Here is a 15586-nt window from a genome sequence, read left to right on the forward strand (position 1 = left end):
ATCACCATGTCCAATCAAGTCACGCTCTCCCGCGATGCGCGGGACACTTTCCCCGCTTATCAGGCGGGGGCCGGCTGGAATGCCCTGCTGCCGGCCCGCATGCCTCACACGCGGCCGCCCGCGGCACGCACCTTCGACGTGATTGTCATCGGCGCGGGCTTTACCGGACTGGCCGCCGCACGGCGCGTGGCGGAGTTGCGCCCCGAGGCGTCGGTGCTTGTGATCGACGCCACCACTGTCGGCAATGGCTCCGCCGGCCGCAATTCGGGATTTCTCATCAACCTGCCGCACAACACCGGCATGGGCGGGCACGGCAGCCCCGTGGAGGTTGCGCGCAAGCAGATCCGGCTGTATGACATCGGCCTTCAGTGGCTGCATGAACTGGTTACCGCGCACGGCATCGATTGCGACTGGAACCCGGTCGGGAAGTACCACGCGGCCGCCACGCCCGATGGCGAGCAGCGCCTGCGCGACACGCTCGCGCAATATCGCGAATGGGGGGTAACTTACCGCGAACTGTCTCGCGATGCCCTGCAAAGCGAGATCGGCACCGACTATTACGGCTACGGCTATCACTCGGACAACAATGTCTTCGTACAGCCCGCCGCGCTGGTGCGCGGACTGGCCGATAGCCTGCCGGCGAACGTGCGCCTCTGGGAGAACGAGCCTGTCACATCGCTCGACGGCACCGGTCCCTTCACCGTGACGACGGCGAGTGCGCAATTGAGCGCCGCGCAGGTGATCGTTGCGAACAACGGCTTCGCGCGCAAGCTCGGGTTGGCGCGCGACCGCGTCTTCACGATCTACACGTATGCGGCCATGACGCAGGTGCTATCGGCCGACGAGTTGGCCAAGCTCGGCCCAGCGCGCGAATGGGGCGTGATTCCGGCCAACCGGCTCGGCACGACACTGCGCAAAACCCTCGGCGGCCGGTTTGTCGTACGCAGCGCCTATTCGTATGAGAAGGAACGTCCGATGGCCGACGTGAGCGCCATGCTCACCGACGCGTATCGCCGCCGTTATCCACAGATGAACGCGCATCGGTTCGACTATGTGTGGGGCGGTGTGACGGCGCTCACTCGCAATGGTGCGCTCTACTTCGGCGAGATCCGCAAGGACCTGTTCGCCTCGCTCGGCTGCAACGGCGCGGGGGTGCTCAAGGGCAGCATGTTCGGCAAGCTGCTCGGTGAGATGGCCTGCGGCCAGCAGTCGCCCGAGCTGGCCGATGCGCTGGGCTTCGAGCGGCCGACGTGGCTGCCGCCCGAGCCGATCCGACGCGTGGCGATCCTGTCGGCGATTCACTATCAGAAGCATCGGGCCGGAAGGGAACGATAGGCCGACACGCAACGGCGAGCGCGGCTTATTGCGTCTGCGCCGCCGCCACGTCCGCATGCCGGCGATACCAGACCGCATAGATCACCGACAACGCCACGACAAACGGCACGCCGTAGACCAGGGTCAGGCGGAATTCGTTGGTGAAATAGGTGGTCACGAGTGTCGCCAGCATGAGCAGCGCGCCCGCCAGACTCGCATACGGATAACCCCACATGCGAAAGCTCAGCGACGCTGCCTCGTGTGCACGGCGGAAGTACAGGTGCGTGACGAAGATCATCAGCCACGTGAACATCGCACCGAACATCGACACGGACATCATTAGCGTGAACGACGCCTGCGGCACGAACACGTTGAGCGCGACCGCCAGCCCGATGCCGATGGTCGAGAGCATGAGCGCCGCGACCGGTACGCCGTTGCGGCTCACCTCGCCGAACCGGCGCGGCGCGTACCCGGCCCGCGACAGGCTGAACATCATGCGCGTGGTGATGTAGAGCTGACTGTTCATCGCGGAGAGCGCGGCTACCAGAATCACCAGGTTGATCACCCCCGCCGCGCCCGGGATATGCGTCGCGGCCATCACCTTGACGAACGGACTGCCGTCTTCACCCGCCGCGTTCCACGGCACGATGGCAAGCGTCAGCGCGAGCGTGAGCAGATAGAAGAACACCAGACGGAACATCGTCGCCCGGAAGGCGCGCGTGATCGCCCGCTGCGGATCCTGCGCCTCGCCAGCGGCCACGGCAATCATCTCGATGCTCAGGTAGCTGAAGATCGACACGATCACCGCGACCCACGTCCCCCATCCCCCCTTCGGGAAGAATCCGCCGTGCGACGTGTAGTTGGCCAATCCGATGCCGCTGTCCACCGGCGCCCGAAACACCACATAGGCCCCGAGCATCAGGAACACGACAATGGCCGCGATCTTGAGCATCGAAAATCCATACTCGACCGCGCCGAACACCTTCACGCTCGCCGCGTTGATGCCGATCAGGCCGGCAGAGAAGCCGACGATCCAGTACCACCCCGGCACCGCCGGAAACCAGTATTTCATGTAGACGGCAATGGCCGTCACCTCGGTGCCGACCGCGAACACGATCGACGACCAATAGCCGTAACGCACCAGAAACCCCGCCAGCGGCCCGATATAGTGCTCCGCATAGGCGCCGAACGACCCGGAGGTCGGGTGCGCCACGGTCATCTCCGCCAAACACCCCATCAGCAGCAGCGCAATCAGGCCGCCAATCGCATAGCTCACCAGCACGCTCGGCCCGGCAAAGCCGATGGCGAACGCACTGCCCAGAAAGAGGCCCGTGCCAATCGCACCGCCAATCGCAATCATCGACAATTGCCCGCTGCTCAGGCCGCGATGCAGCCCCTTTTCTCGCTCGACAATGCTGTCGAAGCCCGCTTGTGTCGTCTTCAATTTCGTCTCCTGTGAATCGGATGGTTGTGTTTAAAAGCTGTGTTCGATGCCGACGCCGATGCCTCTGTAGCGCGCGCCCGGCGGTGCGCTGCCGCCAGTCGCGCCCGCGCTGAACGTCGGACGCGGCGAGACGCCGTAGCGGCCCCAAGCGCGATTGATGACCTGGTAGTACGCGACGTACACGTCGGTGCGCCGTGAAAAGTCGTAGCGGTAGCCGAGATTGAGCTGCGTCGCGCCAAGCCCGTCGGTACTGCACGACACGCCGCCCGTACGTGAACACGCGCCGTTCATCGCATAGCCGCCACCGAGCCAGACCGAATGTCGGCCACCGCCAAACCAGTGCTGGACCATGGCGTAGAACGCGTCGCGCCGGTAGCGGTTGAGATTGCCGGCGGTGCCGTCGTTGGTGCGGTAGGTCAGCCGGTCCCAGCCCGCAACCCACTTGGTTTGCGCGTACGTGAAGACGATAAGCACCTTGTGCGCGTCGTCACGCGATCCCGTGGCGCGCGATCCGGCATTGGACGGATTGGCCGACGACGGCGCACCAAGCCATGCCAGCCCGAAGTAGTCTTTGTGAAGCGCGTACGCATAACGCACGCGCAGCGGGCCGTTCAGGTACTCCAGTCCCGCCCCGAACACCTGCGGCGAAATCTCACCCGCAGGCGTAACGACCTTGGTGTTCGACGGCGAGTACGAGAATCGCAGTTGCAGCCCGGCCCACGCCGGTGTCCAGTACTGAAGGCTATTGCCCTGCCGCCGGTTGAACGTGGCATCGACCGCACTGCCCACGCGCCCGGATTGCGTCGTCGTGTTCGGCACGTTGAAACCGGGATTGCTCAGGATCGTGCTCAGGTCGCCGGTGTATGGATTGCGCACCGGCGAGCCGACCGCGAGCGTCGACCATTGATACGGCGTGTCCCAGTTGCCCAGAAACGCCGTGCCGAACGGCCCGGTCAGGCCCACATTCGTATTGCGTCCCGCGATCGTGCCGGTGGATTTGCCGTCGAGCGCGACAGGTGTCTCGATCTGCCAGATCGCGGCATACCCGTCGCCAAGATCTTCCTTGCCGCGCATGCCGAAGTAAGAAATGCTCGACAGCATGCGCGCGCCGCTCGCCGTCGGCACATTGATCGCCCCCGACGGCGCCTGGGTCGGACGCGGCGCAGACGCGCTCGCCTGACGCCCGCTCACGCTGACCCAATCGGTCATCGGCGTGAGGTGGCCATAGACTTGCACCTGAGCATGCGACACCTCGCAAGTGCCCAGACCCAGCGCCAACGCAAGGCCCCATGCCGTCGCCAGCGTCGTGCCTGCCATCCCTGTCCGCTGCCGCGTGGCCCCAGCACACGGCCAGCCGCGACGTGACCCTCGATACCGCAACGTGCCGCGCATGTCCGCTTACCCTGCCAACGTGAAACCGCAAGCGGCCAACTGCGCGTGCAGCCGCGCGTGTTGATCGCTCGTCAGTTGCGCAAGCGGCGCGCGCACGCGCGCCCACGCCGGATCGTCGCGATGCGAGGCCAGCACCGCCTTAAGCGCCGGAATCATCGGGAACGATTGCACGATGCCGCGAACAGCGTCGGCCTGTGCCTGAAGCGCCGCACCGGTATCGTCCGCCCACTCGCGGCACAACCGCCCGATCACGGGGGCATTGATATTGACCGTCGCGGAAATGCAGCCCTTCGCACCCTTGGCCGACGCACGCGACACGAGCGACTCCGATGCCGGGAAGATGCCGAAGCCAGGGAAGGCGTCGAGCATCGCACTCAGATGATTCCAGTCACCCGAGCTGTCCTTGATGCCCGCCACCGTCTGCGGGAAGTCGCGCCTGAGCCGCTCGATCACCGGCAGTGTGATGGGCACGCCCGAGAGCGCCGGGATGTGATAGAGGTACAGCCGCAAACGCGCATCGTTCACCTGTTCGATCACGCGCGCGTAATACTCGTACAAGCCGTCGTCGGTGACGCCTTTGTAGAAGAACGGCGGCAGCATGAGCACCCCCGCACAGCCACGCTCGACCGCGTGCCGCGTGAGCGTGACGGTCTCGGGCAACGAGCAGCAGCCGGTGCCAGGCAGCATGCGCCGCACGTCAAGGCCGTTGTCGACCAGATGATCGAGCAACGCCATGCGTTCGCGGGTGTCGAGAGAATTCGCTTCGCTGTTCGTGCCAAACGGGGCCAGGCCCACGTCGTGCGAGAGCAACCATTCGCAATGCGCGAGAAAACGGGGGGCATCCGGCGTCATATCCGCCTGAAACGGCGTGACGACGGGCGCAAACGCCCCGGTCAATTCGTGATCGACCATGACAGTTCCTAAAGGGAGGGAGGGATGAACGGCGCTGCCTGTGCCGAGAGCCGCCGATTTTCCGCTGATCCGCCGCTGATTCGATCAACGGCTCAACGGATCAACGGCGCAATCGCTCAACGACGCAGGCAGGCGCGGACCGCATCAGGGCGATGGGTCGATGTCGTGCAGGAATTGCAGGATTTCGCGACCGAGCGACTCGTCGCCGGAATCGAGATGCGCGACCACCGACGTATGGTTGTGGTCGCGCACCTGTAGCCAGCGCGGCGCGCGGGCGTCGCGCTGGGCCAGCCGGTGACAGAACTCGAGCGCGTAGGTGTCGAGATGGGGATTCTCGAACTCCGCCACGACGGTCATCGCCGGTACGGGCATGGCGTCGGCATGTGCCATCGGCGCATTGGCCTCGTGGCACGCAGGCACGTCGCCGTAATACGCCACCACACCGGGCGCGTTCGGATTATCGGGCAACACGTCCGCACGCAATCGCGCGCTGATGAGCACGGTCCCCGCCACCTCGGGCTGCGCCGGCCGCACCCGCGGGTCGCACAGATAGCTGGCCACGTGCGAGCCGCCGGCCGAATGCCCGATCAGCAGCATTCGCCTCACGTCGGCCCCACCCTCGCCCGCATACTCACCGATATGCTCGCGCACCCAGCGCACCGCTGCGCCCACGTCCTGCGCGCCGCCCGGGAACGGCGCCTCGGGCGCGAGCCGATACTCCACGTTGACCGCCACGCAACCGTGACGCGCGAAGTACCGGGGCACGTTGCCGTAGATCTGCGCGTTGGCGTTCATGTCGCCGCGAACGAACCCACCGCCATGCACGAAGATGACGACCGGCGCAGGCCCGGGCAAACGCGATGCCGGCCGATAGACGTCAAGCCGATGCCGCGCATGCGGGCCATACGCCAGATCACGCACGACGGTGTACGCGTCGGTCGACGCCTGCGCGAGCAGCGGCGTGTAGGTCTCCAGCACGAGGCGCCGTCCGGCAGCGATATCGTCGGCCCAGCGCGGCCCGAGCGCGCGCATCCGTGCGCGCGCGCGCGCCCACCCGTCTGCCGTCGCCGCCATGGCTTGCCCGGTCATCAATAGACCCCCATCAATTGCGAGAGCTGCGCAACATACCCGGCGTAACGCGGGTGCTGCTTGATCGTCTGCGGCGAGCGCGGACGCGGCAGATCGATCACGACTTCCTGCTGGACCTTGCCCGGACGCGCCGACATCACGATCACGCGATCCGACAGGAACACCGCCTCCTCGATGCTGTGCGTGACGAGCAACACCGTTTGCCGGTGCTCCTGCCAGATGCGCAGCAGTTCGACGTTCAGGTTGTCGCGCGTGAGGGCGTCGAGCGCGCCGAACGGCTCGTCCATGAGCAGCACTTTCGGTTCGAGCGCCAGGATCTGGCCGATCGACGCGCGCTGGCGCATGCCGCCGGACAACTCGTGCGGATGATGATCGGCAAACTGGGCAAGCCCCAGCATTTCCAGCAACGTCGCCACACGCGGCTCGCTCTTGGCTTTCGGAATCTTGCGCAGGCGCGTGCCGAGCAGCAGGTTTTGCCGCACCGTGAGCCACGGCAGCATGTTGCTGGTCTGGAACACCACGCCGATCTCGGGCACCGGCCGCGTCACGCGCTGGCCCGTCACACGCACCTCGCCGCCGTCGTGCGGCACGAGGCCGGCAACGATGCGCAGCAGCGTGCTCTTGCCGCAACCGCTCGCGCCGAGAATCGACACGAACTCGCGATCCGCAATCGAGAGCGATACGTCGTCGAGAATCTTCACCGGCGCGGCCTTGCGCTGCTTGGCGGCAAAGGTCTTGTCGATGTGGCGCACTTCGATCATCGCGTCCTGCACGTGCGCCGCGTCCGCCGGGGCCGCTTCCGTGTCGCTGGTCGGGCGCGGCGACGTCGGGAACGGCGTCACCGTATTCGTCATGGTCGTCATACGTTGATCCCTCGCCACCAGACAAAGCGGGCCAGTCGCTCGATGACCCAGTAAAGCACGACCGCCAGCAGCGTCACCATGAGAATGGCCGCGAACATCACGTCGGTGCGCGCCGCCGCCGACGCGAACACGATCAGATGCCCCAGCCCCGCTTCCGAGCCGATGAACTCGCCGACGATGGCGCCGATCACTGCGAGCGGCATGGCGATCTTCAGGCCATCGGCGAACGCGGGCAGCGCCGCCGGCAGGTACAGGCGCCAGAAGGTGTCCCACGGGCTGGCGCCCAGCGCACGGAAATGCTCGTCGAGGTTGCGCGCGACACTGGCGAGTCCGCCCATCGTCGCCACGACCACGGGGAAGAACGCGAACAGGAAGGTCGATGCGAGCTTCGACGCAAACCCATACCCGAACCACACGATCATCAGCGGCGCGAGCGCAATCTTCGGCATGCTCTGCAATGCGGTGACGAGCGGATACAGCGTACGACGTGCAAACGCGCTGTAGCTGATGACAACGCCAATCACCAGTCCGCCTGCCACCGCCGCCACGAAGCCGGTCAGCACTTCGACCGTGGTGACCCAGGTGTCGTCCAGCATTTGCGGATGCACTTCCCAGGCCGCACGAAAAATCGCCGACGGCGGCGGCATCAGGTACGACTGCACCTTGAAGTACGTCACGGCCAATTCCCACAGGGCGAGCAGCACGCCCCAAAATACGATCGTCTGTGCGATGCGTTTCATTCGATGTCTCCTCCGGAATCTCGGGTGGCTAGGGCTTGCCGCCCGACTTGTCCTTCACCATGCCCGGCGGGGGCGGCACGACGAAGCGTTCGAAGCGGAACCGGTCGAAGCTCTCGATAGAGCGCTCCCACACCTTCGCTTCGTACGGGTGGTCGTCGTCGATCTGCGTCATTTCGCAATACAACTCGACGTTGTTGCCATCCGGGTCTTTGAACACGAGGAAATAATTCGCCCCCGGCCCGTGACGCCCGATCCCACGCACGATCTCGACGTCATGCGCACGCAGCACCGCCACGGCTTGCTCCATCTCCTCGACACTGTCGACGAGGTAGGAGAAGTGCTCCATGCCGGGACGGCCGTAACGCGGCAGATCGTCGATGTCCGGCGAATCCTTCGGAATCTGCGAGAGCGCCAGATCGTGGTGGTCGGTGCCCGCGCGCAGGAACACCATCTGGTCGCCAATCCAGTCGGAGACGGTCAATCCGAGCACTTCGGTGTAGAACTTCGCCGACTTCTGGATATCACGCACCACCAACACCAGGTGGCCAAGGCGCTTCGGGTTGAGCTTGGGTTTGAGGCTTGTCATCTCGATTCCTTGCATTGCAGCGATTCAGCGACCGTCATTCGACGAACTGATTGGTATAGATGTCGGTGGCCCTCAGCGTGGGAGGCAGGTTGAAGGCGTCGCGCACGAACTTCGCGGTCGCCTCCATGCGCGGCACCGGCAGCCAACCCGGCTTGTGCCCCTGCGTCTCGCGGTCGGTCTCCAGCACGCCGATCTGCCGAATCTGTTCGACCATGACCTGTTTGTCGAGCATGGGGTACTGCGACACGATCACACCCGCCGACGCCTCCGGATGCTCGCGCATCCACGCATAGCCGCGATAGGTGGCCTGCACGAAGCGACGCACCACGTCAGGCTTCTTCGCAATCATCGTCTCGGTCGTGACGATGCCGTTGCCGACCATGTCGAGCCCGAAGTCGCGGTAGCGCAGCGAGCCGATCTCCCGTCCCTGCTTCGCCGCGAGCGACTTGAGCACCGGCAGGTTCGCGCCTTCCCAGCATTCGGTCAGATCCACGCGACCTTGCAGGAACGACGGATTGATCGTCGACGGGTCGAGCCGCAACAGCTTGATCGCCGTTGGCGGCAAGCCATTGGCCTTGAGCCAGGCCGGCACGATGTTCTGTAACGGCGACGCCCCGCCACCGCCCATCGACAAGCCCTTGAGATCCGCGGGCTTCGCAAGGGTTCGCCCCGGTTTGACGAGGTAGCAGATCGCGCCCGGCCAGACCGCGTTGATCGCACCGACCATCTTTGTCCTGCCGCCCTGCGCGCGGTTGAGCATCACGCTGATCGGATCGCCATAGCCGAATTCGAACAGGCCCTGATCGACTTCATTGACGGTGCGCTGCCCGCCGTGGCCAACGACCGCGGATACCTCCAGGCCTGCCTCGCGGTAGAAGCCCTGGTGAATGGCGACGAGCACACCCCCGGTACTGCCCTGCGGCAACCACGAGAGGTTGAACTTGACCTTCTCCTGCGCGACGGCCGGCGTCGGCCACAGCGCGCCCGCCCCGATCGCACCCACCGTGCCGATCGCCCCCATCGCGCCCATTGCGCCGATCGATCCGGCACACGCAAGCACCGTCCACCACCGCCTTGCCCACTGCCACTGCTCCATTGCCGCCTCCTCCTGGCCGCTACCTGAGCGACCGTTGTTATCTTTGCTCCGCCACGACGCGGTTCTCGATGGCGCCAATGCCCTCGATGCCCGCCACCATCACGTCGCCGGCCTTGAGATAGACGCCACGTCCCATGCCCACACCGGTCGGCGTGCCCGTGGCAATCAGATCGCCCGGCTTGAGCGTGAGAATGTCGGACAGGTAGGCGATCTGCTCCGCAATATTGAAGATCATTCCCGACGTCGTGTCGTCTTGCATCATTTCGCCATTCACCGACAGCGTCATGCGCAGTTGCTGGGGATCGAGAATCACCTCGCGCGGCACAAACCACGGCCCCAGAGGGGCGAAGGTATCGAAACTCTTGCCGCGAAACCAGTCGTGCGTGAACGGATAGTCGGTGCGGCGGTTCAGGTCGCGCGCGCTGACATCGTTGATGACCGTGTAGCCCGCGATCCATTCATGCGCCTGCGCCACCGCAATGTGCCGTCCCGGACGGCCGATAACCACCGCCAGCTCGACCTCCCAGTCCACGCGCTGCGCATGCGGCGGCAGCACCACGTCCGTGCCGGTTGCCGTCACGCTCGTCTCCGCCTTCATGAACATGTACGGCGAACTCTCGCTGCGCGGCGCGAGCTTCGTACCCATTTCGGCCGCGTGCTCGTAATAGTTCGAGGCCGTCGCAAAGATGCGGCCCGGCTGATAGGGCACGCACAGGCGATAGGCGTCGCTCGCCAGCGCGCCGACCTTCGCCGGCACGCCCGCGTCCAGCGCACGGCGCACGGCGGCGTTGATCGCTTCGCCGTGCACATACCAGTCCGAGAGCAGCGCCGTCAGATCGTGCGCCGCCAGCACCGCATCGTCAACGTCCGTGCCCATGTGGCGCAGCACGGCTTCCAGATCGTACAGATGCCCATGTTGCACGAGCGCCGTACGCCGCGCGGCAATGGCGCCCGGCGCCAACGATTCATAAGTTGCAAGTCCAAACCAGGTCACACCTTCCTCCTTGTCTTCCCTCAGGGGACCGACTCACGCGTTGCGCATCGGTCGTTTTTTTGGTTGCCATGCGAAGATACAATACATAGCATATGTATACATAGCAAATGATTTGTATTTTATTTTCCTATCCAAACGATCCTCACGATGAAGACCTCCATGACCGATGCTTCGCCACTCCTCTCCCTCATTCCGCTTGCGCCGATCGCCCGCGCCCGACTCATCGCCGCGGGCCTGCGTCCGCATGAGATCGACGCCGGCTGCGAGGCGGTCCATCGGGCCGATGCCATCCGCCTCATGTCCAATGCGTCCAACGTTCGCTTCGTGCTCACCAATGGCACGACAGGCCTCACGGCCGCGCAGATGGACGCGCTACCGCAGCTCGAACTCGTCTGCGCCTTCGGGGCGGGCTACGAGAACATCGACGTTGCCGCCGCCTCCGCGCGTGGCATCGCCGTCGCGCATGCACCCAACACCAATGGCGAGACCGTCGCCGATCACGCCCTCGCCCTCATGCTCGCCACCGCACGCGGCCTCATCACACTCGACCGCGCCGTGAAGGCCGGCGGCTGGGCGAATCACCGCGCGGCGCGCCCGACGCTGCATGGCGCGCGACTCGGCGTGGTCGGCCTGGGTCACATCGGTCACGCGATTGCGACGCGCGCCGAAGGCTTCGGCATGTCCATCCGCTATCACACGCGCACAGCACGCCGCGACTGCCGCTGGCACCATGTCGCTGACGTCGGCGCCCTGGCCGACGCCAGCGACTTTCTCGTGCTCGCCTGCCCGGGCGGTGCAGCAACACATCACCTCGTGAACGCCGACGTGCTGGCGCGGCTCGGCGCCGACGGCTTTCTCGTGAACGTGTCGCGCGGCAGCGTCGTCGATACCGTGGCCCTGATCGAAGCCCTTTGCGACGGCGTGATTGCAGGTGCCGCGCTCGACGTGTTCGAGCACGAACCGGAGGTGCCGTCGGCATTGCGCATGCTGGAGAACGTTGTGCTGACGCCGCATGTCTCGGGACGTTCGCCGGCCGCCTTGCACGCACAGATCGACGCGCTGCTCGCCAGCCTTCACGCCCATCTCGCGGGCGCGCCGCTGGCGTCCCCCGTCAATGCGGTGGCGCGGCATGTCGCGCGATAACGCGTTCAAGTGAAAAAAGAAGCGGGCAACCAGGAGACCTTCGGAGGTTGCCCGCCTCAACACTTCACGCTTTGGAGGCCCTGTGAAGTCGTGAGCGCTGACGGCACGACGTGTCGTGCCGCCTCGACGCTGTACTTACCTTGCCGGCCAGGGTTTCGCCGGTGCGCCCATCACCGGCTTGCCGAGCAACGGGCTCGACAGGGCATAAGCGCCGTTCTCGGTGAAGGCCCACATGATGTTGCGGTCGTACTCGGTGTACATCGCGAGCACCCCCTTGCCCAGCGTGTAGACGGGCAGCTCGGACTCGTCGGCCAGCCCCGGCACGAAGTAGCCCGCAATGCGCGGCTTGGCCGGATCCTTCACGTCGAATATCTGCACCCCCGCGTTGTAGAACGAGTACGGCACGATGCCCTGGCGCCAGGCGCCCGGCTGGCCGATCGAATTCGAACGCTTCGGACCGAAGTTGCCGCCGCGCTGGCAGAAGCTGGTGAACGGCGCGCCTTCGGGGACGTCGGGCTCGGGCAGCTTCGCCGCGACCTTCATCTTGGCCGGGTTGCGTGCATCGACCACGAAGATGTCCTTGTACGGCTCATAGCAGTCGCGATTCATCGGGTAGCCGCTGGTCAGCACGTACCCCGTGCGTTCGTACTGGCTCACGTCCGCGTTGTCGTACTCGGTGCCCGCGAAGCTCGGCGCCGTGTTCACGTTGCCCAGCACCTTCGGATGCGCGGGATCGGACAAGTCGAACGACCACAGCCCCAGACCGCCCATCGCGCCGAAACCCACCTTGCCGCCCTGCTCCAGCGGCTTGGGCAGGAAGATCGGCATGCGCGAGCCCATCCAGGACGTGCGATTGCCCGCGCGCGGATTCTGCAAATAGGCCTGTTCGTGCGCCGCATTGCCGAGAATCTGCCCCGGCACCGAGATCTGCGAGACGAACTTCGGATTGGCCGGATCCGACATATCCCACACCTGGTAGCCCGGCGAGTAGAGATAGTTCGGGTACTCGGTGAGTGCGTAGCTGTCGTCCGGCGCCGACGAGAGAATCATGTACTTGCCGCCGTAGAACTCCGGCGAATCGAGCGAGCCCGAGCCCTGCTGCTGTCCGACCGGCGCGTCCGGGTGCTGGTAGTCGGTGGTACGCGTGGCGATGAGCTTCCAATCCGACGGCAGCGGCCCATCCATCTCGAAGACCTTGAAGCCCTTGAGCGAGTTGTAGTGGCGTTGCGCGGCCACCTTGTCCGGTTGCTTCGACTTGTCGGTCATCAGGCCGTAACGGCCGATTTCGAACGACGCCACGAGAATCGGCTTGCGCAGCGTCTTGTTCCACACGATGGTGGCACCGCCCAGATAGCCGTGCACGTTGTTCGGATCGAACTTCTCGCTCGATCCCTTCGGGCCCCACACGCCGCCGGTCGAATACACCACCTTGCCATGCGCGGGATCGGTCACGTCCATGATGCGCAGGTAGTCGCGATCGTGAATATAGAGGTAGCGCTTGCCGTTGAAGTCGGCGATGTTGTTCCATGCGTGGAACGGCGAATTGACGCCCGGGTAGAACGCCAGGACTTTCACGTTCTTCGTGTAGCTTTTCTTGTCCCACGTCGTCAGTTCGCCGGGAAAGCGCTGACCGGCGTGCACTTCCGGTGTGGCCTTCGGCCAGATGAATTTGCCTGTTGCCGGATCCATGCCGTAATCGACGCCCGCCTTAAGCGGCTTGGGCTCGCGATCCGGCGTGAGGCGCAACCATCCCGCCAGGTACGGATCCTTGACGTTCGGCATACCGGGCGTACCGGTGGGCTGTGCGTCCGTCGGCGTGGCAGCGGGCGCCGCCGGCGCGCTGTCCGGTGCCGACGCGTGGGCCGCGAGCGTCATCGTGAGCGCCGCGAGCAATGCCGTCGCGGTCAACGAAACGCCGAGTTTGGGCTTGCGAAACATGTCTTCCTCCTTCGTCTCAAAAATCTTCTCGCCAGCGCGTCAGGCAGCCGCTGGCGGTGTGATGTCACCGATCGGAACGCGCCTGAATCAGAACGCGTGGCGGATGCCGAACTGCACGCCCGATGGGTTCTGCGTGCCCGTCGGCGTGACCTGGAAGGTCACCGGGTAATGCACCAGCGTGTTGTTGCTGTGCTGCACGCGGGCATACGTCGCGTAAAGCGTGGTGCGTTTGGACAGGCCGTACATGTAGCCGATCACGAAGCCGTTGCCGTTCGAGAGCGTCTTGTTGTCGTCATCCTGACGGTGGACAAAACTCGCGTAGAAGCGATGACGGTCGGTCAACGCATACCTGACGCCGGCCTGAATGTCCCAGCCGCGCACGTTGAACGCGACATACGGCGGATAGGCGTAGTAGCCGTTGTACGTGTGATAGATCAGCGTCGGCTCCACACTGCCGAACTTGTAGGTCGCCGCGAAGTAGTTGTCGCGCGACGAGTGGATCTGGCTCGACGAGTAGATGTCGCGCGTGTATTGCAGTTCGCTGACGGCACCCAGGAAAATGCCGCCGTTGCGGTAATCGAGGGCGGCAGAGTAGAAGCGGCCCGAGCGCGTGCCGTCGCCTACACCGGTCGTGGCCATGAAGCGGCCCATCAGCCCATGCCAGCGTGGCGTGTTGTACTGAATGGCGTTGTCGACGCGATACGACGCGTAGAAGAACTCCATGTTGTTGACCATACTGAAGTCCGCCGCCCAGCTCGGATCGGCGTAACCGGCAATCCAGTACGACGGCGTGAACTGACGGCCGAGCGACACTTCGCCCCACGCCCCCTTCAGGCCGACGAACGACTGGCGCGCCTGCGCCGATTGCGTGCCGTTCGCGGCCGAGAACATGGGCTCATACGTGAAGAATGCGCGGTTGCCACCCCCCAGGTCCTCGTACCCGCTCAGATTGAAGCGAGAGTTGTTCAGCCCGCCGCTCGAGACTCGCGAGACCTTGCCGCCATTGGCCCCCGATCCCCACAACTGCTCGACGTTCAGGTCCACGTACCCCGAAAGCGTCACGCCCCCGGTCGATTGCGCGTACGCACCGCCCTGCATTGCGCCCAGCAACAATGCACACAACACTCGCTTCTTCATGCTGTCTCCTGAGTTTCTTCGTTTTTGTCGCGGCGCCCCTGACCGGGTGTCTGCCGCCCTCGCTGCATGTATACAATCAGTCGAATGATTATACATAGCAAAGAAATTGAATTTCTACCGCTATTTGTTTATACAAACGGTCGATTTTTTTATAGCGGGTTACCCCGGATGGCCACTGGCCCATGAGCGCTGGTCGCCGACCGCCGCCGGCGCGTGGCGTCCGGCGGGCAGAGGCAGGTGTTGCGAACCCTGGCGCCGAGCGAGAACGGCGCGGTATCAGAGCCCCGTGCGATCGGCTTGCAGCCCTTCGTGACGCAGCGCCGGCGCGTTGTCCTTGCCCGTGCCGTCCTTCGACGCACCGCCCCAGCCGTGGGCAGTGACATCGAAGATCACGCCATTCGGATCGAAGAACTTCACTTCATAAAAGATGTTGCTCTTCACCGGCACTTCGCCCATGTAGTAGCGGCCCCCGGCAGCTTCGATCTTCGTGCGCGTGGCCTCGACATCCTCGACCCAGATGCCGATGTGATGCAGCCCCACATACTCGCGGCCGCGATCGCCTGCGGCTTCGTCGTTCTTGTAGTTGAGCAACGCCAGGTTGATGACGCCGTCCGACAGATAGACGCCTCGGGCGAGCGACGAGTCCGTCTCGCCTACTTTCTTGAAATCGAATGCCTGCATGTAGAACTCCGCCGCCGCCCACGGATCGGGTACGGAAAGCGCAATGTGGCGCAGTTTGGCCATGATGAGAGGTCTCCTGTGAATTGAGATGTCAGCGCGCGCCGGAACGTCCGATCAGCGCACATGTATACTATCTCAGTGAATTGCATTCAAAAACGTATTTTTGGATGCATGAAGACCAACCCATCGCACATTACATCGACGAGCGGGGCCCGGGTCGCACAGCCAGACATAATCGCCAGGAAAAATACCCGTAT

At 64.5% G+C, this 15586-nt stretch carries 14 protein-coding genes; 2 read left to right on the forward strand and 12 right to left on the reverse strand.

The annotated features are described in order from the left end of the window. Positions 1-6: 6 nt before the first annotated feature. The gene (locus tag PSO31014_RS01135; protein ID WP_150549918.1) at positions 7-1335 is read left to right on the forward strand and encodes an NAD(P)/FAD-dependent oxidoreductase; all 1329 of its coding nucleotides are present in this window, start codon (positions 7-9) and stop codon (positions 1333-1335) included. A gap of 25 nt (positions 1336-1360) precedes the next feature. Here the strand turns inward: PSO31014_RS01135 and PSO31014_RS01140 are convergent, their stop codons facing one another. From PSO31014_RS01140 to PSO31014_RS01180, 9 genes are all read right to left on the reverse strand, one after another. Further along, positions 1361-2758 (reverse strand): amino acid permease, encoded by a 1398-nt coding sequence (locus PSO31014_RS01140; protein ID WP_150549919.1) that lies wholly within the window; start codon positions 2756-2758, stop codon positions 1361-1363. A gap of 30 nt (positions 2759-2788) precedes the next feature. Beyond that, positions 2789-4075, reverse strand: a complete 1287-nt coding sequence (locus tag PSO31014_RS01145; protein ID WP_174976332.1) for a porin — start codon at positions 4073-4075, stop codon at positions 2789-2791. A gap of 81 nt (positions 4076-4156) precedes the next feature. Then, entirely contained in the window at positions 4157-5062 is a 906-nt protein-coding gene (locus PSO31014_RS01150) for a dihydrodipicolinate synthase family protein (RefSeq protein ID WP_150549921.1), read from the reverse strand. A gap of 144 nt (positions 5063-5206) precedes the next feature. Continuing rightward, positions 5207-6151 carry an alpha/beta hydrolase gene (locus tag PSO31014_RS01155; protein ID WP_150549922.1) on the reverse strand — a complete coding sequence of 315 codons (945 nt, stop codon included), beginning with the start codon at positions 6149-6151 and terminating at the stop codon, positions 5207-5209. Next, positions 6151-7014, reverse strand: a complete 864-nt coding sequence (locus PSO31014_RS01160) for an ABC transporter ATP-binding protein (RefSeq protein WP_150549923.1) — start codon at positions 7012-7014, stop codon at positions 6151-6153. Before PSO31014_RS01160 ends, PSO31014_RS01155 begins: the two co-directional genes overlap by 1 nt. Beyond that, on the reverse strand, positions 7011-7754 hold the full coding sequence (locus PSO31014_RS01165) for an ABC transporter permease (RefSeq protein WP_150549924.1): 744 nt from the start codon (positions 7752-7754) through the stop codon (positions 7011-7013). Before PSO31014_RS01165 ends, PSO31014_RS01160 begins: the two co-directional genes overlap by 4 nt. Before the next feature lie 28 nt (positions 7755-7782). Then, positions 7783-8340 carry a VOC family protein gene (locus PSO31014_RS01170; protein ID WP_150549925.1) on the reverse strand — a complete coding sequence of 186 codons (558 nt, stop codon included), beginning with the start codon at positions 8338-8340 and terminating at the stop codon, positions 7783-7785. A 34-nt stretch (positions 8341-8374) separates the two neighbouring features. Beyond that, entirely contained in the window at positions 8375-9436 is a 1062-nt protein-coding gene (locus PSO31014_RS01175) for an ABC transporter substrate-binding protein (protein WP_150549926.1), read from the reverse strand. A 37-nt stretch (positions 9437-9473) separates the two neighbouring features. After that, a complete protein-coding gene (locus PSO31014_RS01180) occupies positions 9474-10430 on the reverse strand; it encodes a fumarylacetoacetate hydrolase family protein (RefSeq protein WP_150549927.1) in 957 nt (318 codons plus the stop codon). Positions 10431-10577: 147 nt separating this feature from the next. Between PSO31014_RS01180 and PSO31014_RS01185 the strand changes: the two genes are divergently transcribed. Beyond that, positions 10578-11573, forward strand: a complete 996-nt coding sequence (locus PSO31014_RS01185) for a 2-hydroxyacid dehydrogenase (RefSeq protein ID WP_150549928.1) — start codon at positions 10578-10580, stop codon at positions 11571-11573. 135 nt (positions 11574-11708) lie between these two features. Here the strand turns inward: PSO31014_RS01185 and PSO31014_RS01190 are convergent, their stop codons facing one another. From PSO31014_RS01190 to PSO31014_RS01200, 3 genes are all read right to left on the reverse strand, one after another. After that, complete coding sequence (locus PSO31014_RS01190; RefSeq protein ID WP_150549929.1) at positions 11709-13511, reverse strand: LVIVD repeat-containing protein; 1803 nt, start codon at positions 13509-13511, stop codon at positions 11709-11711. A gap of 87 nt (positions 13512-13598) precedes the next feature. After that, positions 13599-14648 (reverse strand): porin, encoded by a 1050-nt coding sequence (locus PSO31014_RS01195; protein WP_150549930.1) that lies wholly within the window; start codon positions 14646-14648, stop codon positions 13599-13601. Between the two features lie 276 nt (positions 14649-14924). Continuing rightward, positions 14925-15392 (reverse strand): VOC family protein, encoded by a 468-nt coding sequence (locus PSO31014_RS01200; RefSeq protein WP_246176178.1) that lies wholly within the window; start codon positions 15390-15392, stop codon positions 14925-14927. Positions 15393-15586: the final 194 nt, after the last annotated feature.

The sequence above is a fragment of the Pandoraea soli genome, assembly GCF_902459595.1.
Lineage (GTDB): Bacteria > Pseudomonadota > Gammaproteobacteria > Burkholderiales > Burkholderiaceae > Pandoraea > Pandoraea cepalis.